Here is a 19,619-nt window from a genome sequence, read left to right on the forward strand (position 1 = left end):
GCACCAGACGCCAGGCCCGGGGACCCGCCCGGCAGGCTCCACCCGCCGGGCACCGGACCCGGCGGCGAGGCACGAGGCACCGGGCGCGCGCCGGTTCCCGCCGGGGGCCATGCGCCAGGCGCCGCTTGCAGTCGCCCCACGCCTCTCGCCTCTCGCGCACCGGGCCCGGGGCTCGCCGGGAACGGGCCCGCTCGTCAGTCCGGCAGCACCCGGGAGCCGCCGATCGGCAGGTCCCAGAGGTCCTCGCGGGGCAGCCCGGCCCGCTCCCACGCGGCGCGGACCCGGGTGAGGGGCTCCATGACCGGCTCCGAGGAGAGCACGAACGTCGCCCAGTGCATCGGCGCCATCCGCCGCGCCCCGAGGTCCTCGAACGCCCGGACCGCCTCCTCCGGGTCCGTGTGCACGTCCCGCAGCCACCAGCGGGGCTCGTACGCGCCGATCGGGAGCAGCGCCACGTCGATGTCCGGATGTCGACGGCCGATCTCCTTGAACCAGTGGCCGTAGCCGGTGTCTCCGGCGAAATACACGCGCCGGTCGAGCCGGTCCGTGAGCACCCAACCGCCCCACAGCGAACGGCAGGTGTCGGTGAGGGTGCGCTTGGACCAGTGGTGCGCGGGGACGAAGTCGAAGCGGACGCCGTCCAGTTCGGCCGTCTCCCACCAGTCGAGCTCGGTGACCCGGGTGAAGCGGCGCCGCCGGAACCAGCGGCCGAGGCCGGCCGGACAGAAAACGGGTGTCTCGCGCGGCAGCCGCTTCATGGTCGGGGCGTCGAGGTGGTCGTAGTGGTTGTGGCTGATGACGACCGCGTCGACCGGGGGCAGGTCCTCCCAGCGCACCCCGACCGGGGTGATCCGGGCGGGGGTTCCGAGGATTCTGCGGGACCAGACGGGGTCGGTCAGGACGGTCAGCCCGCCGGTCCGGATCACCCAGCTGGCGTGGCCGGCCCAGGTCACCGCGACCGTGCCGGCGTCCACGACCGGCAGCGGGCCGGGCGCGAACGGCAACAGCGGGATGGAGCGCAGCCCCTCCGGCCCGGGGCGCACGGCGCCCTCACGGGCGAGCCGGGCGACGGCGCGCACGCCGGGGAGCGGGGCGGTCAACCGGTCGGCGAAGGTGGGCGGCCAGTCGCGGACCAGGCCGAGTACCTGCAGATGACCGGTGGCACGCGCCGGCCGCTGCTCCGGCGCCGGCAGCGGCACCTCCACGCCCGCCGAGCCTCCCGCGCGCTTCGTACGGCCCGCCTCCCGTTCCGCGCCCGCTCCCCTCTCCGTGCCCGTGCCCGTGCCCGCGTCGGACGGAGTACCCGTCTCCGTGTACGTGTCCGCGCCCGCCTCCGTGTACGTGCCCGTCCCCGTGCCGGACAGGATTCCCGAGCCCGCGTCCGGGCCCGTCCCGTCCAGCTCGTCCGTATCGGGGGTCGTACGGGTCGTACGAGTCGTCCCCGCCGTCTCTTCCGTCATCCGCGGACTCCGTTCTCGGCGATTCAACCCGGTTCGTCGACACGTGGTGCTTCGATGCGCGGCTCCTCCATGCGTGGCTCCTCGGTGCGCAGTTCTTCGAAGGCCGACGCGAAGGTCCTCAACGCCCTGGCGAGGTGCGGCAGTTCAAGTGGTTCCGGCGCGGAGAGGGACTCCAGCTGTTCTTCGGGGGTGGCCCCGAGGAGCGGCCCGGTGGACAGGCGCACCCGCAGCGCCCCCAGCTCGTCACCGAAGCGATGGCCACCGGGCACGGAGGCGCCGAGACGGCCGGTGAGGTGTTCCTCCAGCTCCATGGAGTCGGTGACACCGCGCGCGGCGAGGCCCGCCCGGAGCGGGCCGAGGTCGGCGTAGAGGTGGCGGCCCGCCTGCGGAGGGCGGGCGAGTGCCCCCGACGCGAGGACCACCCCGTGGACGGCGGCCGCGACGCGCGCGTGGAGGGCGTTCGCGGCGGCGTTCCGGTCGGTGACCTCGCCCGGTTCGCCGAGGGCGTGCGCGGCCGCCGCGGCGAGCGGGGCGGCGATGACGGCGCCGAGGGCGGTGAGGATGTCGAGCGTACGGGCGCGGCGCCCCGCGGACGGGGCCGCGGGCGGGAAGCGGGCGACGGCGAGTGGCCAGGCCGCCGGGGCGAGCGCCCCCGCGAGGTCACACAGCACGGTGACATCGTCCGGGCACATCTCGGCGGGGCTGACGACGACCGTGTCGTGCGGCCGGTGCAGGGTGTCGCGCCAGGTCTCGTCGCTGATGATGTGCAGCCCCTCGGCGACGGCCGCCTCGCAGGCCTCGCGCACGAGTTCCGGCGGCGCGACGGTGGCGGTGGGGTCGTCGGCGACGGAGAGCAGGAGCAGCGTCGGCCGACCGCCCTCGGCACGCACCCTGCGGACGGTCTCCAGGAGCGCGAACGGATCGGGCACGCCTCCGCACTCGGCGGGGGTCGGCACGTGGTAGGCGGGCTGCCCGAGCAGCCGGGCCTGCGGAGTCCACCAGGCGGGGCAGGGCCGGGGCAGCAGGACGTCGCCGCCGTGCGCCGCGATCAGGGCCAGCAGCAGCGGCTGGGGTCCGGGTGCGGCGGCCACGTCCTCGGGGTGGCCGCGCAGGCCCCGCCGCCACCAGTAGCCGGCGGCCGCCTCCCGCAGGACCGGGCCACCGCCCGGGGGTTCCGCCCCGGGACCGCCCGCGGCGGCGGCCAGGACGGCGGCCAGCCCGGGCGGCACGGGTAGTCCCGGCTCGGGGGCGGGGGGTCCGTACCGCACGGGGCCGTGCCCTTCCGGAGCCGCCTGCCGCATGGCCGTACCTCCGACGCTTCGAGCCCTGGTTCCTCAGTGCCCTTTATACGGAGGTTCCTGAGGGTTCGCCGCCTCAGACGGCGGTGACCGGGTGCTGGACGACCGTGCGGAAGAAGTACCCCGGTGTCGTGGACCGTCCGTCCCGGCCACGTGGTGGCCGCCGCCTCGTGGTGCGCGACAGCAGCCGCTCCCGACCCCGTGTGGCGGACGGGCTTCACGGCCGTCCGGGCGCGGCCGGTCAGGTGAGGCACCCCGTCCGCGGGCAGGTGGCGAGGAAAGGGGGCTCGTACGCCCTTCCCGTACCGCCGGCCAGTCGGCGCGGAGCGGTGGACACGGCACCCTGGGAGTCTGCCGGCGCCGCTGCCGGCGACTCTCCGCCCGGCCCGCTTGGACGCGGGACTCGGGGGTACCCGCGTGCCATGTCCGAAACGCACGCTCATATCGCCACGGGTCCGCTTCCGCGCGCCGTCCCCCAGTCGGCGCGGGCCCGGGTCACCGCCCTGCTCGGGGACTGGGACCGTGAGGTCTTCGACCGGGTGGCGCGACGCCACTGGCCCGGCGCGGACCCGGTGCTCCCCCGGCTGAGCCGCGCCGCCAACCACGGGGTGCTGTGGTTCGGGACAGCCGCGGCGATCGCCGTCCTCGGCGGCAGCGCGCGGTCCCGGCGGGCCGCCGTCCGGGGAGTGGCGTCGCTGGCGCTCGCCTCGGCCGCGATCAACACGGTGGGCAAGCGCTCGGTGCGCCGGGCGCGCCCCCTCCTGGACGCCGTACCGCTGATGCGGCAGCTGAAGAAGCAGCCGTTCACCACATCGTTCCCGTCCGGGCACGCGGCGTCCGCCGCCGCCTTCGCCACGGGTGTCGCCCTGGAGTCGAAGGGCTGGGGCGCGGCCGTCGCGCCGGTGGCCGGCGCGGTGGCGCTGTCCCGCGTCTACACCGGAGTGCACTATCCGAGCGATGTCCTGGTGGGCGCGGCGCTCGGTGTGGGCGCGGCGTTCGCGCTGCGCGGGTTCGCACCCACCCGGCCCCAGACGCCGGAGCCGGGGCGCCCGCACACCGACGCCCCGGCCCTGCCGGCCGGCGAGGGCCTGGTCGTCGTGGTGAACCGGGCGTCGGGTTCGGCGGAGGGGGCGGACCTGGTGCGCAAGGCCCTGCCGCTCGCCGAGGTAGTGGAGTGCGAGCCCGAGGACGTGTCACAGGAGCTGGCGAAGGCGGCCGACGCGTGCCGGGCGCTGGGCGTACTCGGCGGCGATGGGACGGTGAACCGGGCGGCGCCGGTCGCCGCGCGCCGCGGGGTGCCGCTCGCGGTCTTCCCGGGCGGCACTCTGAACCACTTCGCCCAGGACCTGGGGATCGAGTCGGTCGCGGACACCTGCGCCGCGCTGACCTCGGGCGATGCGGTGCGGGTCGACCTGGGGCGCTTCTCCCCCGGCCCGGACGGTGAGCCGTACGGCTACTTCCTCAATACCTTCAGCCTCGGCGTGTATCCGGAACTGGTACGGCTGCGGGAGCGCTGGTCGCCCCGCATCGGCGGATGGCCGGCCGGCGTGCTGGCCGCCGTGCGCGTGCTGCGCGGCGAGCATCCGCTGGAGGCGGAGCTGCGCGGGGAGCGGCGGCCTCTGTGGCTCCTGTTCGCCGGCAACGGCGTGTACGGAAGCGTGGGGCCCGCGCCCGCCCGGCGCGCCGATCTGGCGGACGGTCTGCTCGACGTACGGGTGGTGCACGGCGGCCGGCTGCCCGGCCTGCGGCTCCTCGCGGCCGCGTTCGCCGGTCCGCTGAGCCGCTCTCCCGTCCACGCGGCCCGTACGGTGCGCCGGATGCGGATCGCCTCGCTCGCTCCCCGGACGCCGGTGGCGTTCGACGGCGAGGTCACTGAGACATCGGGTGAACTGACGGTCGACAAGGCGGCCGAGGCGCTGGTCGTGTACTGCCCGAGGGCGTTCTCGTAGCCTCGCGGAAGGCCCGCCCCGGCGCCATGGCAAAAGCAGTGGCCGCGCGCCCCGGACAGGGTGAGACTCGGCCCATGTCAACGCCCGTGCCCCTGCCCGGTCCCATACCCGCGCCCAGCCCCGGCCCCACCCCCGCGCCCGCGGTCGCCACCGAGCCCATCCGCACCGCGCGACTGCTCCTGGAGCCGCTGCGGGCCGAACACGCCGAGGGGATGGCGGGAGTGCTCGGGGACCCCGCTCTGCACACCTTCATCGGCGGCGCTCCTGCCACCGTCACCGAGCTGCGCGCCCGGTACGGGCGGATGCTCGCCGGACCGGCCGACCCCGCGGTGTCCTGGTGCAACTGGGTCGTACTGCTGCGCGAGGACGGGGGCCCGGGCGACGGAATCCCGGTCGGCACGGTCCAGGCGACGGTCACCGAAGGCGATCCGCGGACGGCAGAGGTGGCCTGGGTGATCGGCACGCCCTGGCAGGGCCGGGGAGTCGCCCGGGAGGCGGCCCGGGCCCTCGTCGACTGGCTCTGGGACCGGCCCGTGAACCGGGTGATCGCCCATGTGCACCCGGAACACCACGCGTCGGCCGCCGTCGCGGCGTGGGCCGGGCTCACCCCGACGGACGTGCGCCAGGACGGCGAGGTGCGCCACCAGGCAGACCACTGAGCCGCTCGGTCACGGCGACGGACCCCGGCGGCTGAAAGGGCTCACTTCGACGACAACTGCCGCTCGCGAGAGGTCCACTTCGCGGGCGGCAGACGCATGCCGCAGCCCATTGCCGTCCATATTTCAAGACGCGTATCTCATGATGCGACATCAAGCCGTACCGTGGTGACACCACTTCACGAGAGGGAGCCCGGTCATGACGTACGCGAGCCGTGAAACCGCCGTCTACACCCACGGTCACCACGAGTCGGTGCTGCGCTCGCACCGCTGGCGCACCGCCGCCAACTCGGCTGCCTACCTCCTCCCCGAACTGCGCCCGGGGCTGGACGTGCTGGACGTGGGCTGCGGGCCGGGCACGATCACCGCCGACCTGGCCGAGCTGGTCGCCCCCGGCCGGGTGACGGCCGTGGACCACGCCGAGGACGTACTGGGCCAGGCGCGCGAGGTCGCCGCCGAACGCGGCCTGGACAACGTGCGGTTCGCGGTCGCCGATGTTCACGCGCTGGACTTCCCCGACGACTCCTTCGATGTCGTGCACGCCCATCAGGTACTGCAGCACGTGGGAGACCCCGTGCAGGCGCTGCGGGAGATGCGGCGGGTGTGCCGCCCCGGCGGCGTCGTCGCGGCGCGCGACAGCGACTACGGGGCCTTCGCGTGGTTCCCCCAACCGCCGGCCCTGGACGAGTGGCAGGACCTGTACCACGTGGTGGCCCGCGCCAACGGCGGCGAGCCGGACGCCGGCCGACGGGTGTTCTCATGGGCCCGGCAGGCCGGCTTCACCGACATCACGGCCACCGCCGCGACCTGGTGTTTCGCCACACCCGAGGAACGCGCCTGGTGGAGCGGGCTGTGGGCGGACCGTACGACCGCGTCGGCGTACGCGCGGCTGGCGGTGGACGGTGGGCACACCACCCCGGAGCGGCTGACGGAGATCGCGGAGGGCTGGCGCGAGTGGGGCCGCCAGGACGACGCCTGGTTCATGGTCCCGCACGGGGAGATCCTCTGCCGGGTCAACTAGGCTTCTCCGTATGGAGATTCTCGGTACCACGCTGCGCGTTTGCGTCGATGACCTGGAAGCCTCGGTGCTCTTCTACGAGCGCCTCACCGGCGGGCAGGCCCTGCGCTTCGAGCGCGGGGGCGTGTCGGTCGCGGCCGTCGGATGCTTCCTGCTGATGAGCGGTCCCGAGGAGGAGCTGGAGATACTCCGCAAGGTCGCGGCGACGATCGCCGTCGACGACGTGGACACGGCGTACGCCACGCTCAGCGAGATCGGCGCCAAGATCGTCGCCGGTCCGGTCCCCACCCCGGTGGGCCGCAACCTGATCGCGGTCCATCCGGACGGCTCGGTCTTCGAGTACGTCGACCGCCGGAGCTGAGCCCCGACGGTTCGGCGCGCCCTCGGGCGGCCACGGGGCCGGCCGGGGCGGCCCGACGGCCGTGGGGGCGGGGGGAGCGGGCAGGCGCGGCAGGGCCGCGCCTTCGCCCGATCCGGGTGGTACTCCTCCGCCCGGGGCAGCTGCCGGCGTACGGCTCCAGCGCCCTACGCCCCGGTCGGCCATGCCTCCGCCCCCGCCGCCCGCATCCGGAACTCAGGGCGTCCGGGCAGCGGTTCGTCCGCCCGCCCGGCACCCCGCCCGCCCTACACCCCACCCGGCACCGTACCTCCGCCCTCCGGCCGCATCCGGAACTCGTATCGCTCCGGCAGCGGTTCGTCCGTCAGGGACGTCCATGCCTCCGTCAGGGTCTCCGCGCCCTCCCGGAGGTCCGCCACGTCGAAGCCGCCGTCGAAGACGGCGCGCGCCGCTGCCGGGTCGCCTTCCGCGAGGAGCAGTTGCGCATCGATCAACCGGAACGCGCCCCGCTCCCGCACCGTCGCGGGAAGGCGCTGCCAGATCGTCCGCGCCCGGTCCGGGAGCTGGGCGGCCAGCAGGGTGGTGAGGGCCTCGCGGGCCAGCGCGACCGTCGCCGCCGTCCATGCCTCGCCCTGGTCGCGACGCTCCTCGCACAGGTCGCCGAACGCCTCCGCATAGCGTTCCGCGGCCCTGGAGAGGTGGCCGCCCTCGCGGTCGGCGACCGCGAGGCAGCGCAGCAACGGCCAGCGCGACGGCGCGAGTTGAAGACCCCGCTCCCAGCTGCGGACGGCCTGGGCGAGGTCTCCGGCGTGCCACTGGGCGACGCCGAGGTGGTACTCGGTGTGCGGCTCGGCCGGGGCGGTCTCCAGCATGTCGCGCCAGTGGGGCGCGACGAGCGAGGGGCCCGGCGGGGCGACACGGTGCGGGGACGGGAGAACGCCGGTGTGCAACAGCGCGAGCCACGGCGCCTGTTCGTCGCCGAGTGTCGACTCGTCGAAGGGGGTCCCGGGCAGTTTGTGGCCCGCGCGCAGGACTTCCAGCGCTCCCCAGCCCGAGCCGGTGGCGAGGGGCGTCACCGGCGCGGTGTCGGCGCTGGCCCGCCACGCCCGGTAGGCACTGTCCACGGCGGCGCGCGGCAGGGCGTCCTCGAGGCGCCGCTCGGCCTCCGCGCGCGCTGCTCCCCAGTCGTCACCGTGCACGGCCCGGGCGTCGGCCGCCAGCGGGCCGTACGCCTCCAGCCAGCTGAGCTCTTCGCCGCCCTCCAGCTTCAGATGCTCCAGCTGGGTTCTGGCCAGGCCGGCCTGTATCTCCGCGTATCCGGGCGTGCCGGGCTCGGTCAGCCACTCCTGCCAGCGACGTCCGCCCCGGCCCCGGCCCCAGAGGAACAGCTTGCGGCCGCGCAGCAGGTCGGTGGAGGTCTGCACGAACCCCTCGCCCGCCGTGTCGAGGGAGGCGATCCAGCGCCGGGCGGTGTCGGGCACGTCGTAGAAGTAGTCGGCGGGATACTCGCTCCGCAGCGGATGGCTGCGGTCGACGCCCTCGGACTCCGGTACGGGCACCCGGCGCAGGGTGCGGTCGTAGCCGTGGTGCCAGGCCTGGTCGGCGGGGGCGAGGACGCGGCCGTCCTCCGGTACGGCGATGTTGGTCCACCAGTAGAGGGGCGCGGGGCGCTCGTGCGGATTGCGTACGCGGATGCCGGCGTAGAGGAAGTCCGACCCCTCGGGCAGCCACAGGTCCACCTGGAACGGCAGGTCGCGCAGCCGCTCCCATTCCCAGAGGCGGACCATCTCCCCGCCGTCGGGGGCGGGCACGATCGCGGCGTGCAGCGGTGCGCAGGCCAGGGTGGAGTGGCCGGTGGCACCGATGTTCCACTCGATGCCGCCGGAGAACCAGGCGCCGTTGAGCGCGAACGCCGCGGGCTGGAACACCGGGTTGCGGTAGAGCAGTTCCCGCCCGGTCGGCTTGTGGTGCAGGGAGTGGATACGGCCGCCGAGACCGGGCAGCACGGTCACCCGGAGCCGGTCGTTCTCGATCACGATCGTGTCGAGGTCCATGGGCGCGCGCTCACGTCCGTAGCCGTCCAGGACGCGCGTGGGGAGCAGGGTGCGCAGCGGCGCGTAACCGATCTGCCGCGCCATGTCCCGGGGCAGGTCCTGCCGGGCGCGGTCGTCGAGCGCGTGCGGCACCTGCCGTGCGCGCAGGGCGGGGAGCGGGTTCTCGGGGCCCAACGGGGCACCGGGCAGGGTGAGTACGGCGCGTCGCACGCTTGTCATGACGACCATGGAACACGCCGACCCAGGCCCTGACCAGGGGCTTGGGAGGTCAGGCTTCGGTAAAGGCAGCCGCCGGGAGAGCGGTGGGCAGCGCGCCGGCCGGCTTCCACGGGCCGGCGCCGTGCCCGGGCGCCGCCCTTCCGGTTGCGCGCGCCGCCCGATGCCGCCGCAGTGAGGCAACGATCGCCTGCACGCCGCCGCGTGCGGCCGGCGTCGCCGCGGTCGCCCCGGCCCGCCGCCGCCCGGCCTCCGACAGCGACGGATCCGAGCCACCACTGCCGGAGAACCGCCTCTCCGGCGTCAGCGGCGTCCTACCGTGCCTCAGCAGCGCGCACCGCCTTCGGCCCGGACGGTGTCCGGACCGGCGTCGGGGACCGTCGAGTGGTGCGTCGTGCGTTCACACCCGGTCTGCACGACAACCCCTCGTCAGTAGTCGACGCGGTCGGACTTGGCCAGCCACGCGTCGAACGGCGCCGTGCGGTTCGGCAGGTCCAGCCGGTCGACCGGCATCGGCCACATCGACGCGGGCTGCTTGTCGAACAGGTCGTAGAACTTGCGGTCGTCGAAACCGGCCACCGCGGCGTCGTGCCGATCGGCGGCGTAGATGATCCGGTCGACTCGCGCCCACAGTGCGGAGGAAAGACACATGGGACACGGCTCGCACGAGGTGATCAGGACACAGCCCTCGAGCGAGAAGGTCTCGAGTCGCTTGCAGGCGGCGCGCATCGCGCTCACCTCGGCGTGCGCCGTGGGGTCCAGGGTCGCGGTGACCTGGTTGTTCCCGATCGCGACAACCTCGCCGTCCTTGGCGACCAGTGCGCCGAACGGACCGCCGCCGTTCGCCACGCTGGTGGTGGCCAGTCTGATCGCCTCGTCAAGCCAGGCACGCTCGAAGTCCTGGACGTGCGCTTCTTGGATGTGTGCGGTCATGATCACTCCTCTTTCGGAGACGGTGGGGACTTTCCCGGAGGCCCGCCCGTGCGGGACGCGCGCCCGGGGCAACATGTGGCACCCCGCGGATGCCATGGCGTTCACGACCGAATTGCGGATCTGGCCGTCCTTGCCCTTGATCTCCTCCATCCGTTCCTGACGGCGCCGCCGGTGAGGCAGTTCTGCGGGAGCAGAACTCGACTCCGCGTCGCCGACGTCGGCCGGGTGGATGTTCACCCGCTCCACACCGCGTTCGCCGCGGGCGATCTGCTGCCACACGGTGATCAGGCAGACGGTGGTTCACGGTGATGCCGATTGGCACGCCGGCACACCCTCGATCGGCGGCGCGTCCGGGCGTCGGCCCTGAGCGGCCGGCGCACCGCTGCACGGCTGATCGGAGGAAGTCCACGGCGCGTCCCTTGCTTCGGCGCAACGCGCCTTGCCCCGTTGCAACTTGTGTCAGGAGTACACAGCCGACCGAGTGACGCCAGCCAGGCATGAAAGACATGAAAGCGTCCCCAGGCTCTTCGTAGACTTATACAAGATCAAGTCAGAACCGCGGCGTGCATCAACTTCTCTTGTCGCGAAGCGCGGTTAGCGAGCACTCCGTCGCCGACACCGGTGGGCGTCCGAGGTGATCGCCCAGCGTTCGTGGTCGCGCCAGGCCCCGTCGATGAAGAGCATCGCCGGTGAGAACCCTTCGAGCCGGAAGCCGGCCCGGCGCACGAGCGCGAGCGAACTGCTGTTGAGTGGCTGGATGTTGGCCTCCAGCCGGTGCAGGCCCAGCGGTCCGAAGGCATGGCCGAGGACCAGGTCGAGGGCCTCGCTCATCAGGCCCCGGCCCGCCGCGTGCGCGAAGGCGCCGTAGCCGAGCGCGCCGCTGAGGAACGCGCCGCGGACGATGTTGTTGATGTTGATGAACCCCACGAGGGCGTCGCCGCGGGTCCGTTCGCAGACGAGAAGGCCGATCCTCGCGGGGTCGTCGGCGAGGGAGGCGGCGTACCGCGCGTACGCCTCATCCGTCAGGGGCGGGAAGAGCCAGGGCCGGTGCAGCTCCGTACTCTCGCGGGCGCGCGCGATGAACTCGGCGGAGTCCCCGGCGGCGAAGGGGCGGATGCCCACCCGTACGCCCTCGGCGAGGTATCCAGGGGAGCGAGGGGTGTCGGCCACCGGCTCAGACTAGCGAGGCGGATCAGGGAACTGGCCCCCGCGGGGCCGGGGCGGACGGGCCTCGGTCCCACGGGGGCGGTCGAGCGGCGCTCGCGCCGTGCGCTCAGTGGTGGCTGACGATCAGCTGCGGCTCGTCGGCGTCCGAGGCCTGGGCCGGATCCGGGCGCTGGATGAGGAACGCGGTGAGGACACCGATGCCGAGGAGCGCGAGCGCCGCGTACATGGCGTGCTGGTAGCCCGCCTCGGTGACACCCCCGGCGTCGCTGCCCGCCGTGATCATGGCGGAGGCGAGGGCGATGCCGAGCGAGGCCCCGATGCCGAAGCAGGCGCCGTTGAGACCGGAGAGCGAGCCCGGCTTGTCCTTGGGCGCGGTGGTGACGGCGAGGCCGTTGAGGCCGGTGAGCATGAATCCGCCGTAGGTGACCCCGAGGGCGGCCAGCGAGCCGACCAGGATCCACTCGTTGTGCAGGAAGAAGGTGGCGAAGACGAAGATCGCGAAGTTGGCGACCGCGCCGGTGACCACGATCCTGCGCCAGCCGAGCCTCGGACCGAGCCGGCCGGTCAGCGGGGCCGAGATCACGCCGATGAGCTGGATGGGGGTGAGGAAGAGGACGGCGGCGGTGACGGCGGAGAGTCCGAGGCCGACCCGGGCGTCCTGGGAGAACAACGGGATGGTGAGGGCGATCGCGCCGAACGCGCCGCCCAGGGTGCAGATGGTGGTGATCAGCAGCGGCCAGGCGCGGCGGGAGGCGAGCACCTCGATGTCGATGACCGGGTTCGCCGCGCTCTTCTGCGAGACGACGAAGAAGACGAGCGCGGCGACGCCGCCGAGCAGGAAGCCGAGGGTCAGCGGGGAGGTCCAGCCCCAGGCCGCGCCCTGGGCGAGGCCGACGAGGACACCGGTGAGACCGAGGGCGAGGGCGGCGATGCCGCGCGAGTCGAACCGGCTGTCGGCGTTGGTCGCGGGGACGTCGGGGACGTACCTGCGCACGCCGAGGAGACCGGCGACGGCGATCAGGGTGGAGCAGACGAAGATGCCGCGGAAGCCGATGGTGTCGGCGATCTGACCGCCGGCGATGGCGTCGACGCCGGCGAGGCCGCCGTTGACAGCGGTGATGACGCCGGCGGCCTTGCCGAATCCGGCCGGGGTGAGCAGCTGGTTCAGGGTGAGGAAGGCGAGGGTGAACATCGCGGCCGAGATGCCCTGGAGAATGCGGCCGGCGATGAAGATCTCGATGTTCGGCGCGAAGACGCAGAGCAGATTGCCGAAGATCAGGACGATCGCGCAGACGATCATCATCGGCTTGCGGCCGCGCTGGTCGCTGAGGCGGGCGAGCGTGACCTGGCCGATGGCCGCCATGAGGAAGAACAGGGTCTGGGACAGGCCGGCCGCCGCCGTGGTCGTGCCGAGGCGCTCGATGACATCCGGCAGCGCGGGACTGAGCATGGTGGCGTTGATCTGATAGCCGAGCACGGCCAGGACCATCGCCAGCAGCATGGGCCCGCGGCCCGCGAGATCGGAATCGGCTCCGGAACGCGTCCGGCCGAGTGTGGGTGACATGTCGGCCCCTTTGCCCTGGATGTCATGTCATGAACGAATCGGTTCAGCAGCCTTGTCAGACAAGTACTGCCGAAACAGGGTGAGGTCTACGCGCGTAAAACGTCAAGACCCCTGGTCCTGTGAATCTGGATACCGTTGCTCACCGGGGCCGTGTCGGCTTAGCTTGCCGACAAGTCAGTCAAGGAGGGGCAGTGGCAGTCAGCGGACCGCAGCGGCGACCGGTCGTGGTGCTCTACGAGCGGATCGCGGACGCCATCCACGAGGGCGTCTATCCGCCCGGCTCGACCCTTCCCTCGGAGCCCCGGCTCGCCGCCGAACTCGGCGTGAGCAGGCCCGCCCTGCGCGAGGCCCTCCTGCTGCTCCAGGAGGACGGCCTGCTCTCCGTGCGCCGCGGGGTCGGCCGGACCGTCAACGACCACCCTCCGCGCCGCGGCTTCGAGCACATCCAGCCCCTGGAGGAGCTGATCGGCGCCGGCTCCCCGCTGCGGGTGCGCGCGCTCCTGCGGGCCGTCGAGGAGCCCACCGACTTCACCACCCAGCACCTGCTCGCGCCCGCCCGCGCCGAACTGCGCTTCTGGGAGTCCCTCCTCGCCGGGGAGGGGACGGCGGCTGCGCTGAGCCAGGAGTGGGCGGCCGCCGACGACGTACTGGACCGGGCGCACCCGGCCTTCTCGGCGGCGCTGCGGAACACGCCGGCGCCGGACCGGACCTCGATGCTCGCGGTGCTGGCGGGCGCCTCGCGCGGGGTGCAGCTGAGCGCGCACAGCAGCGTGACGGCGACCCTGCTCGGGCAGCGGCGCGGCGAGCAGCTGGAGCGCCCGGCCGACACCCCGGCCGTACTGATCACCCAGGTGGTGCGGGCCGGGGAGACCCCGATCCTGGCGGCCAAGCACATGCTGCCCACCGGCGCGCCCGCGCTTCCGGTGCTCCAGTCCAGCTGATGTCCTCGTTCCGTGCGGCTGGGCGAGACGCGGGTCACGGCACGAGGGCGCAGGTGTGCCGTACACTTCCGCGCCATGCACTTGTCTGACAACTCTGCCGCCGGCACCGCCACCCCTGTTGCCGACTGGATCCGCAGCGCCCCCAAGGCCGTCCTGCACGATCACCTCGACGGTGGTCTGCGTCCCGCCACCATCGTCGAGCTGGCCCGGGAGTGCGGCTACACCGCGCTGCCGACCGAGGACCCGGCGGCGCTCGCGGTGTGGTTCCGCGACGCCGCGGACTCCGGCTCGCTCGAGCGGTATCTGGAGACCTTCGCCCACACCTGCGCCGTGATGCAGACGCGCGAGGCGCTGTTCCGGGTCGCGGCCGAGTGCGCCGAGGATCTGGCGGCGGACGGCGTCGTCTACGCCGAGGTCCGCTACGCCCCCGAGCAGCACCTGGAGCGGGGGCTGACCCTCGACGAGGTCGTCGAGGCCGTCAACGAGGGCTTCCGCGAGGGCGAGCGCCGCACCGGCGGCCGGATCACCGTCGGCACGCTGCTGACCGGCATGCGGCACACCGCCCGGTCCCTCGAGATAGCCGAGCTGACCGTCGCCCACCGCGAGCGCGGTGTCGCCGGCTTCGACATCGCGGGCGGCGAGATCGGCAACCCGCCGGCCAACCACCTGCCGGCTTTCCAGCACCTGAAGCGGCACAACTGCCACTTCACGATCCACGCCGGCGAGGCCGTGGGCGCCGAGTCGATCCACGAGGCCGTGCAGATCTGCGGCGCCGAGCGGATCGGCCACGGGGTGCGCATCACCGACGACATCCGTCTGGACGACGACGGCACGGCCCACCTCGGCCACCTCGCCGCGTACGTCCGCGACAACGGGATCGCCCTGGAGGTCTGCCCGACCTCCAATCTGCAGACCGGCGCCGCGAAGGACTACGCCTCGCACCCGATCGACCTGCTGCGCCGCCTCGGCTTCCGGATCACCCTGAACACCGACAACCGTCTGGTCTCCGGCACCACCATGAGCGAGGAGTTCCAGCACATGGTGGACGCCTTCGGCTACGGCCCCGAGGTCTTCGAGCAGTTCACGGTCGCCGCGGTCGACTCCGCGTTCCTGCCGCTGCCGGAGCGCCGCCGGATCATCGACGAGATCGTCCTGCCGGGCTACGCGGCCCTCACCGCGACGACCCGCTGACCACGGGAAGTTCGAGAACGCCGGTGTCCTGCGGGGCACTGGTGACCGTCACCGGCTTGACGCCCCGGTTGCCGAAGTACGCGTCGTCGCTCGCGGCGATCACGAACTCCATCCGGTGGCCGCTCTCGTAGCGGTGCACGATGCCGGGGAGCTCCACGGTGAACGGCCTGGTCGCGTCCGGGACCCGCACGGGTGCGACCAGCCGGTGGACGAGGCTCCTGGAGCCGTCGGGAGCCACGTCGTACACCTTGGCGAAGAGGACGAGCTTGTCCGCGGCGTCCCCGGAGTCCTGGACGCGCTCGGTCCTCGGGGAGACGACCTTGAGGGTGGCCTTCGGGGAACCGACGACCTCGACCGGCTCCTTCAGGGGCGCGCTGGTCCAGCCGAGGTAGGTGCCCGGGGTGTCGTGGGGCCTGGGGTCGGGCAGTCCGATCAGCCCGGCCAGCGAGGACTCCGAATGGCTCGTCGGAACCAGCCAGTTGCGGTACTCGCGGGCGCCTCGGGCGACCTCGGAGCGGTTGTCGACGAGCTTGCCGTCACCGGAGAGGTACATCTTCCGCGACAGGGGCGGCACGGCGGCCGCGGTGCCGTAGCCGCCGCGCCAGTCGCGGTAGTACGCGAAGGCCGGGCCGGTGTCCGTGGCCTGGCGCCCCTGGAGGTAGCGGTCGAACCAGGCCAGGACGCGCCGGCCGACGTACGACGTCTCCAGGTTGCCCTCGGCCAGGTTCAGTTCGCCGGGCACCTGGCCTCCGCTGTGTCCCCACGCCTGCCAGATCATCTTGGTCTCGGTGCCCTGCGCCTTGAGCTGTTCGTAGCTGGCCCGGGCCTCGTTGAGGTTGAAGAGACTGTCGGCCTGGCCCTGGACGAGCAGGGTGGGTGCCTCGACGCGGTGGAGGTAGGAGACGGGGGACACGCTGTGGGCGAAGTCCAGCATGTCCCGCGTCCGGTCGGCGGGGTACCGGCCGGAGTTGAGGAGCCGGACGGTGTCGCAGGCCCGGGTGACGAAGTGCAGACAGCCCAGTGAGTTGATCCGGCTGGGGTCGAGGGCGGGTGCGAGCAGCGGCTGGCCCTCCCCCATCAGGTAGAAGCCGTTGGACCACTGCCACTTGAAGGCTCCGGGCGTGTCCGAACGGGCCGCGCGTGCCGCGGCGTTGGGATCGAGCGAGTACGCCAGGTCGTTCCAGGTGATCATCGGGACGAGCGCGTCGACGCGATGGTCGACGGCGGCCGTGGCGAGCTGGACGGCGCCGCCGTACGAGCCGCCGATCATGCCCACGCGCGGGTCGCCGCGCCCGTCCCGGGTGACGAAGTCCGCCGTGGTGCCGTCGTCGGCAGCGCGTGTGCCGCCGAGGAAGTCGATGAGGCGCGAGGCGGCGCGGCCGTCGATGGCCGGGTCGTCGAGGGAGACGAGGCAGCCGGACTTTCCGAAGCCGAGGCCGGAGTAGACGAGGGCGACATAGCCGCGCGCGGCGAACGCCTTGCCGATGGCGTCCGTCGAGCCGTCCGACTTGCTTCCCCCGAAGCCGTTGGTGGCGAGGACGGCGGGGGCGCGGTGGCCGGCGTCGACTCCGGCGGGCCGGTAGAGATCCGCGTCCACCGTGCAGGTGCGGCCGCCCGCACCGACCGTGAACTTCAGTGCCCTGACGGTGTGTTCACCCGCCGGGGCGGAGGCCGTGGCCCCGGCGGGTGCGGCGAGCGCGAGTGGCACGGCCAGTGCGGTGGCGGCGACGAGAGCGAGCGGCGTACGGAACCTGGGCAGGGCACGGGACACGCGGACCTCCACACGGTGAGCGCCTTACCGACCGGTAAGTATCTGGCCGTGCTCATGCTGTGACACGTGTCATAACCCCGTCAACGCCCGTGACGGAGGTTTCTTGACGAAGATTCAGTGAAGGCGGGGGCGGACAGCGGGAGTTCAGAGCAGGGCGGGCGCGTCCAGGGTGAGCGTGCCCTCCTCCGCGTCCAGTACGGCGGGCAGTCCGAGCGGCACCGTCAGCGCCGTCTCGCTGTGTCCGAAGCCCATCTCCTCCACCACCGGCACACCGAGACCACCCAGCCGTTCGGCGAGCAGCGCCCGCACCTCCTCGTAGGGGCCGCACTCCACCCATGACCCCAGGCCGATCCCGGCCACCCCCTCCAGGAAGCGGGCCCGCAGCAGTTGGGTGAGGATCCGGTCCAGGCGGTACGGCTCCTCGCCCACGTCCTCCAGGAGCAGCAAGCCGCCCCGGGCGGAGGCCCGGGACCCCGGGGTGCCCAGATCGGAGGCGAGAAGACTGGCGCAGCCGCCCAGCGTGATCCCGCGCGCCCGGCCGGGGACGAGGGCCCGGGCCGTCTCCAGGCCGAGGGTCCGCACCGATTCGGGCTCGAACAGCGTGGCCCGCAGCGACTCCTGGGTCCGGACGTCCTTGAGGAAGGTCACCGCCGCGACCATAGGGCCGTGCAGGGTGGCCAGGCCCATCCGCAGAGCGAAGGCCTCATGGAGCGCGGTGACGTCGCTGTAGCCGACGAAGACCTTGGGGCCCGCCGCCCGTATCGCCGTCCAGTCGAGCAGGTCCACCATCCGCTGGGCGCCGTAACCGCCGCGCGCGCAGATCACGGCGGACACCGTCGGATCGCACCACGCCTCCTGGAGGTCCCGGGCGCGCGCCTCGTCGGTACCGGCGAGATGGCCGAACTCGGGGTGGCTGCACAGGACATGGGGCGCCACCACCGGGTCGAGCCCCCAGCCGCGCAGGATGTCGAGCCCGGCAAGGAGGCGGTCCTCCGGCAGAGGGCCGCTCGGCGCGACGACGGCGACCCTGGCGCCGGGCCGCAGACGGGCGGGGCGCGTCAGCGCTATGACGGTCACTTCTTGAGCTCCAGGAGCGGGACGTCGGACCTGGAGATCCCGAACGTCTGGGCGTACAGGGAGAGTTCGGCCTCCAGCGCGCGCACCATGGTGTCGGCCCTGCGGAAACCGTGGCTCTCCCCTTCGAAGGCGATGTACGCGTGGGGGATGCCCCGTCCCGCCATGCGGGCGAGGAACCGCTCGGACTGCGCCGGCGGGCAGATCACGTCGTCGAGCCCCTGGAGCAGCAGGAACGGGGTGGTGATCCGGTCGCTGTGGTGCAGCGGCGAGCGCTCGCGGTAGCGCGCGGGCACGTCGTCGAGCGGGCCGATCAGCGATTCCAGGTACCTCGACTCGAAGTCGTGGGTCTCGTCCGTGGCCCAGCCGAGCAGATCGAGGATGGGGTACAGGATGGTGCCGCAGGCGTAGAGGCCGGTGGTGGTGAGGGAGGCCGCGGTGGTCCAGCCGCCCGCGCTGCCGCCGCGGACGGCGAGCCGCGCCGGGTCCGCCGTGCCCTCCGCGGAGAGTGCGGCTGCCACTGCGGCGCAGTCCTCCACGTCGACGACGCCCCACTGCTCGCGCAGTCGGTCACGGTACTCCCGGCCATAGCCCGTGGAGCCGCCGTAGTTGACCTCCGCGACGCCGATGCCGCGCGAGGTGAAGTAGGCGATCTCCAGGTCGAGGACGAGCGGGGCGTGCCCGGTGGGGCCGCCGTGCGCCCACACGACATAGGGCGGCAGTTCGTCGCCGGGCGCGATCCGGTCGGGGTTGTGCGGCGGATAGATGTGGGCGTGGATCTCGCGGTTGTCCGGGCCGGTGAAGGTGCGGATCTGCGGTTCGGGGTAGTAGGCGGGGTCGACCGGGTCGTCGTGGGCCGAGCCGATGACCCGGGTCCGGCCGGTGACCGTGTCCAGCTCCACGACCTCGTACGCGCTGCGCGGGCTGGCCGCGACCCCGACGACACGACTGCCGTGGACGGCGAGGGTGGGGGCCCATTCGGTCCAGGGGCCGGCCGCGTCGACCAGTTCGCCGCTCTCCGGGTCCAGGATCCCGAGCGACGTGGAGCCCCTGCCGTGGATGACCGCGATCAGGCCGTTCTCCAGCGGATGGAACCAGCTGAGCCCGATCTTCCACAGCGGACCGCCGAACTCCTCCTCGCGCGGACAGAGCGCCACGGTCCCCTGCGGGTCCTCGCGGTAGAGGTTCCACCAGCCGCTGCGGTCGCTGAGGTGCAGCAGCTGCCCGTCGGCTGTCCAGTCGACCTGCGGGACCGACTCCTCGGGGCCGCCGAGGACGCGCGACGCGTTCGCGAAGGTGCCGTCGTCGGTGACATCGGCGAGCATCACCTCCGTGCCGTCCCACGGCATCCGCGGGTGGTCCCAGTCGATCCACGCCACCCGCCGGCCGTCCGGGGATAGCCGTGGACCGGTGACGAACCGGTGACGCCCGTCCGAGAGCTCGCGCACGGCCGAGCGGTCCTCGGCGGCCGAGCCGTCCAGCGGGACGGCCGCGATCACCCGGCGCACATCGGTGGGCGCCTCGCCGATGAACTCCTCCAGCACGCACCAGACTTCACCGTGGGGGCCACGGTCGGGGCATATCCGGGGATCCACCCAGCGCAGACCTCCGCCGGTCCCCGACACCGGGGTGAGCGGCCGCGGCTCCTGACCGCTGTCGGGCTCGTACGCGTACAGCCGCTGATCGGGGAAGTGGCAGAAGACGACGAGGGGGCCCGCGCCGTCACGGGCAACCCCCGCCCATGGCTGCCCGCCGTACTCGATGACTCTGCTGCGTACGTTCCAGGGAGCGGGCAGTACCGATTCCTCGACGCCGTCGTTCCTGCGACGCACGAGCGCCCGGCGGCCGCCCTCGAGGGGACGCGGCGCCGTCCACCACACTTCCTCGCCGACCACACCGACGCATTCGGGCCTGCCGTCGTGCGCGGCGGCGAGCGTGGCGTCGATCGGCGACGGCCAGCTGCCGTATGCCCCCGTGGGAACCATGTCCT

The 19,619-nt window shown here is 73.2% G+C and carries 15 protein-coding genes and 1 pseudogene; 6 read left to right on the forward strand and 10 right to left on the reverse strand.

Going from position 1 to position 19,619, the window contains the following annotated elements; all coding sequences use genetic code 11:
* Nucleotides 1-194: 194 nt before the first annotated feature.
* Together ACZ7J0_RS02330 and ACZ7J0_RS02335 are read right to left on the reverse strand one after the other, a co-directional pair.
* Nucleotides 195-1,460, reverse strand: a complete 1,266-nt coding sequence (locus ACZ7J0_RS02330) for an MBL fold metallo-hydrolase (protein ID WP_470883165.1) — start codon at nt 1,458-1,460, stop codon at nt 195-197.
* A gap of 23 nt (nt 1,461-1,483) precedes the next feature.
* Complete coding sequence (locus ACZ7J0_RS02335) at nt 1,484-2,761, reverse strand: aminotransferase class I/II-fold pyridoxal phosphate-dependent enzyme (protein WP_470883167.1); 1,278 nt, start codon at nt 2,759-2,761, stop codon at nt 1,484-1,486.
* A gap of 419 nt (nt 2,762-3,180) precedes the next feature.
* Between ACZ7J0_RS02335 and ACZ7J0_RS02340 the strand changes: the two genes are divergently transcribed.
* The 4 genes from ACZ7J0_RS02340 to ACZ7J0_RS02355 all read left to right on the forward strand — a co-directional run bounded on the left by ACZ7J0_RS02340 (nt 3,181) and on the right by ACZ7J0_RS02355 (nt 6,742).
* A complete protein-coding gene (locus tag ACZ7J0_RS02340; RefSeq protein ID WP_470883168.1) occupies nt 3,181-4,707 on the forward strand; it encodes a phosphatase PAP2 family protein in 1,527 nt (508 codons plus the stop codon).
* Nucleotides 4,708-4,781: 74 nt separating this feature from the next.
* Nucleotides 4,782-5,366: a GNAT family N-acetyltransferase gene (locus ACZ7J0_RS02345; protein ID WP_470883170.1), complete on the forward strand. Its 585-nt coding sequence runs from the start codon at nt 4,782-4,784 to the stop codon at nt 5,364-5,366.
* Nucleotides 5,367-5,562: 196 nt separating this feature from the next.
* Entirely contained in the window at nt 5,563-6,384 is an 822-nt protein-coding gene (locus ACZ7J0_RS02350) for a class I SAM-dependent methyltransferase (RefSeq protein WP_470883172.1), read from the forward strand.
* A 10-nt stretch (nt 6,385-6,394) separates the two neighbouring features.
* Entirely contained in the window at nt 6,395-6,742 is a 348-nt protein-coding gene (locus ACZ7J0_RS02355; RefSeq protein ID WP_470883174.1) for a VOC family protein, read from the forward strand.
* A gap of 263 nt (nt 6,743-7,005) precedes the next feature.
* Here ACZ7J0_RS02355 and ACZ7J0_RS02360 read toward each other — a convergent pair whose 3' ends face one another.
* The 5 genes and pseudogenes from ACZ7J0_RS02360 to ACZ7J0_RS02380 form a co-directional block, all read right to left on the reverse strand.
* Nucleotides 7,006-8,991: a DUF5107 domain-containing protein gene (locus ACZ7J0_RS02360; RefSeq protein WP_470883176.1), complete on the reverse strand. Its 1,986-nt coding sequence runs from the start codon at nt 8,989-8,991 to the stop codon at nt 7,006-7,008.
* 145 nt (nt 8,992-9,136) lie between these two features.
* Nucleotides 9,137-9,319: pseudogene (locus tag ACZ7J0_RS02365) on the reverse strand (histidine phosphatase family protein); the annotation flags it as partial.
* A gap of 98 nt (nt 9,320-9,417) precedes the next feature.
* Complete coding sequence (locus ACZ7J0_RS02370; protein ID WP_470884097.1) at nt 9,418-9,921, reverse strand: nucleoside deaminase; 504 nt, start codon at nt 9,919-9,921, stop codon at nt 9,418-9,420.
* Between the two features lie 594 nt (nt 9,922-10,515).
* Nucleotides 10,516-11,091, reverse strand: a complete 576-nt coding sequence (locus ACZ7J0_RS02375; protein ID WP_470883178.1) for a GNAT family N-acetyltransferase — start codon at nt 11,089-11,091, stop codon at nt 10,516-10,518.
* A gap of 103 nt (nt 11,092-11,194) precedes the next feature.
* Nucleotides 11,195-12,652 (reverse strand): MFS transporter, encoded by a 1,458-nt coding sequence (locus ACZ7J0_RS02380; protein WP_470883180.1) that lies wholly within the window; start codon nt 12,650-12,652, stop codon nt 11,195-11,197.
* A 191-nt stretch (nt 12,653-12,843) separates the two neighbouring features.
* On the opposite strand from ACZ7J0_RS02380, the gene ACZ7J0_RS02385 reads away from it, so the two are divergent.
* Both ACZ7J0_RS02385 and ACZ7J0_RS02390 read left to right on the forward strand, forming a co-directional pair.
* Nucleotides 12,844-13,593: a GntR family transcriptional regulator gene (locus ACZ7J0_RS02385; RefSeq protein ID WP_470883181.1), complete on the forward strand. Its 750-nt coding sequence runs from the start codon at nt 12,844-12,846 to the stop codon at nt 13,591-13,593.
* A gap of 75 nt (nt 13,594-13,668) precedes the next feature.
* A complete protein-coding gene (locus ACZ7J0_RS02390) occupies nt 13,669-14,784 on the forward strand; it encodes an adenosine deaminase (protein ID WP_470883182.1) in 1,116 nt (371 codons plus the stop codon).
* Here the strand turns inward: ACZ7J0_RS02390 and ACZ7J0_RS02395 are convergent.
* The 3 genes from ACZ7J0_RS02395 to ACZ7J0_RS02405 all read right to left on the reverse strand — a co-directional run bounded on the left by ACZ7J0_RS02395 (nt 14,765) and on the right by ACZ7J0_RS02405 (nt 19,614).
* Complete coding sequence (locus ACZ7J0_RS02395; protein ID WP_470883184.1) at nt 14,765-16,567, reverse strand: CocE/NonD family hydrolase; 1,803 nt, start codon at nt 16,565-16,567, stop codon at nt 14,765-14,767. The two genes, ACZ7J0_RS02390 and ACZ7J0_RS02395, sit on opposite strands and share 20 nt — an antisense overlap.
* A gap of 132 nt (nt 16,568-16,699) precedes the next feature.
* The gene (locus tag ACZ7J0_RS02400; protein WP_470883185.1) at nt 16,700-17,632 is read right to left on the reverse strand and encodes a S66 peptidase family protein; all 933 of its coding nucleotides are present in this window, start codon (nt 17,630-17,632) and stop codon (nt 16,700-16,702) included.
* Nucleotides 17,629-19,614, reverse strand: a complete 1,986-nt coding sequence (locus ACZ7J0_RS02405) for a prolyl oligopeptidase family serine peptidase (RefSeq protein WP_470883187.1) — start codon at nt 19,612-19,614, stop codon at nt 17,629-17,631. The genes ACZ7J0_RS02400 and ACZ7J0_RS02405 overlap by 4 nt, the downstream gene beginning before the upstream one ends.
* Nucleotides 19,615-19,619 lie beyond the last annotated feature (5 nt).

The organism is Streptomyces sp. NPDC038280, from assembly GCF_055600045.1.

What these genes read in the sequence shown, in the direction of transcription:
- ACZ7J0_RS02350 (WP_470883172.1), top strand. Translation starts at nt 5,563, where the DNA reads ATGACGTACGCGAGCCGTGAAACCGCCGTCTACACCCACGGTCACCAC.
- ACZ7J0_RS02355 (WP_470883174.1), top strand. Translation starts at nt 6,395, where the DNA reads ATGGAGATTCTCGGTACCACGCTGCGCGTTTGCGTCGATGACCTGGAA.
- ACZ7J0_RS02340 (WP_470883168.1), top strand. Translation starts at nt 3,181, where the DNA reads ATGTCCGAAACGCACGCTCATATCGCCACGGGTCCGCTTCCGCGCGCC.
- ACZ7J0_RS02345 (WP_470883170.1), top strand. Translation starts at nt 4,782, where the DNA reads ATGTCAACGCCCGTGCCCCTGCCCGGTCCCATACCCGCGCCCAGCCCC.
- ACZ7J0_RS02370 (WP_470884097.1), bottom strand. Translation starts at nt 9,921, where the DNA reads ATGACCGCACACATCCAAGAAGCGCACGTCCAGGACTTCGAGCGTGCC.
- ACZ7J0_RS02380 (WP_470883180.1), bottom strand. Translation starts at nt 12,652, where the DNA reads ATGTCACCCACACTCGGCCGGACGCGTTCCGGAGCCGATTCCGATCTC.
- ACZ7J0_RS02360 (WP_470883176.1), bottom strand. Translation starts at nt 8,991, where the DNA reads ATGACAAGCGTGCGACGCGCCGTACTCACCCTGCCCGGTGCCCCGTTG.
- ACZ7J0_RS02330 (WP_470883165.1), bottom strand. Translation starts at nt 1,460, where the DNA reads ATGACGGAAGAGACGGCGGGGACGACTCGTACGACCCGTACGACCCCC.
- ACZ7J0_RS02405 (WP_470883187.1), bottom strand. Translation starts at nt 19,614, where the DNA reads ATGGTTCCCACGGGGGCATACGGCAGCTGGCCGTCGCCGATCGACGCC.
- ACZ7J0_RS02390 (WP_470883182.1), top strand. Translation starts at nt 13,669, where the DNA reads ATGCACTTGTCTGACAACTCTGCCGCCGGCACCGCCACCCCTGTTGCC.
- ACZ7J0_RS02335 (WP_470883167.1), bottom strand. Translation starts at nt 2,761, where the DNA reads ATGCGGCAGGCGGCTCCGGAAGGGCACGGCCCCGTGCGGTACGGACCC.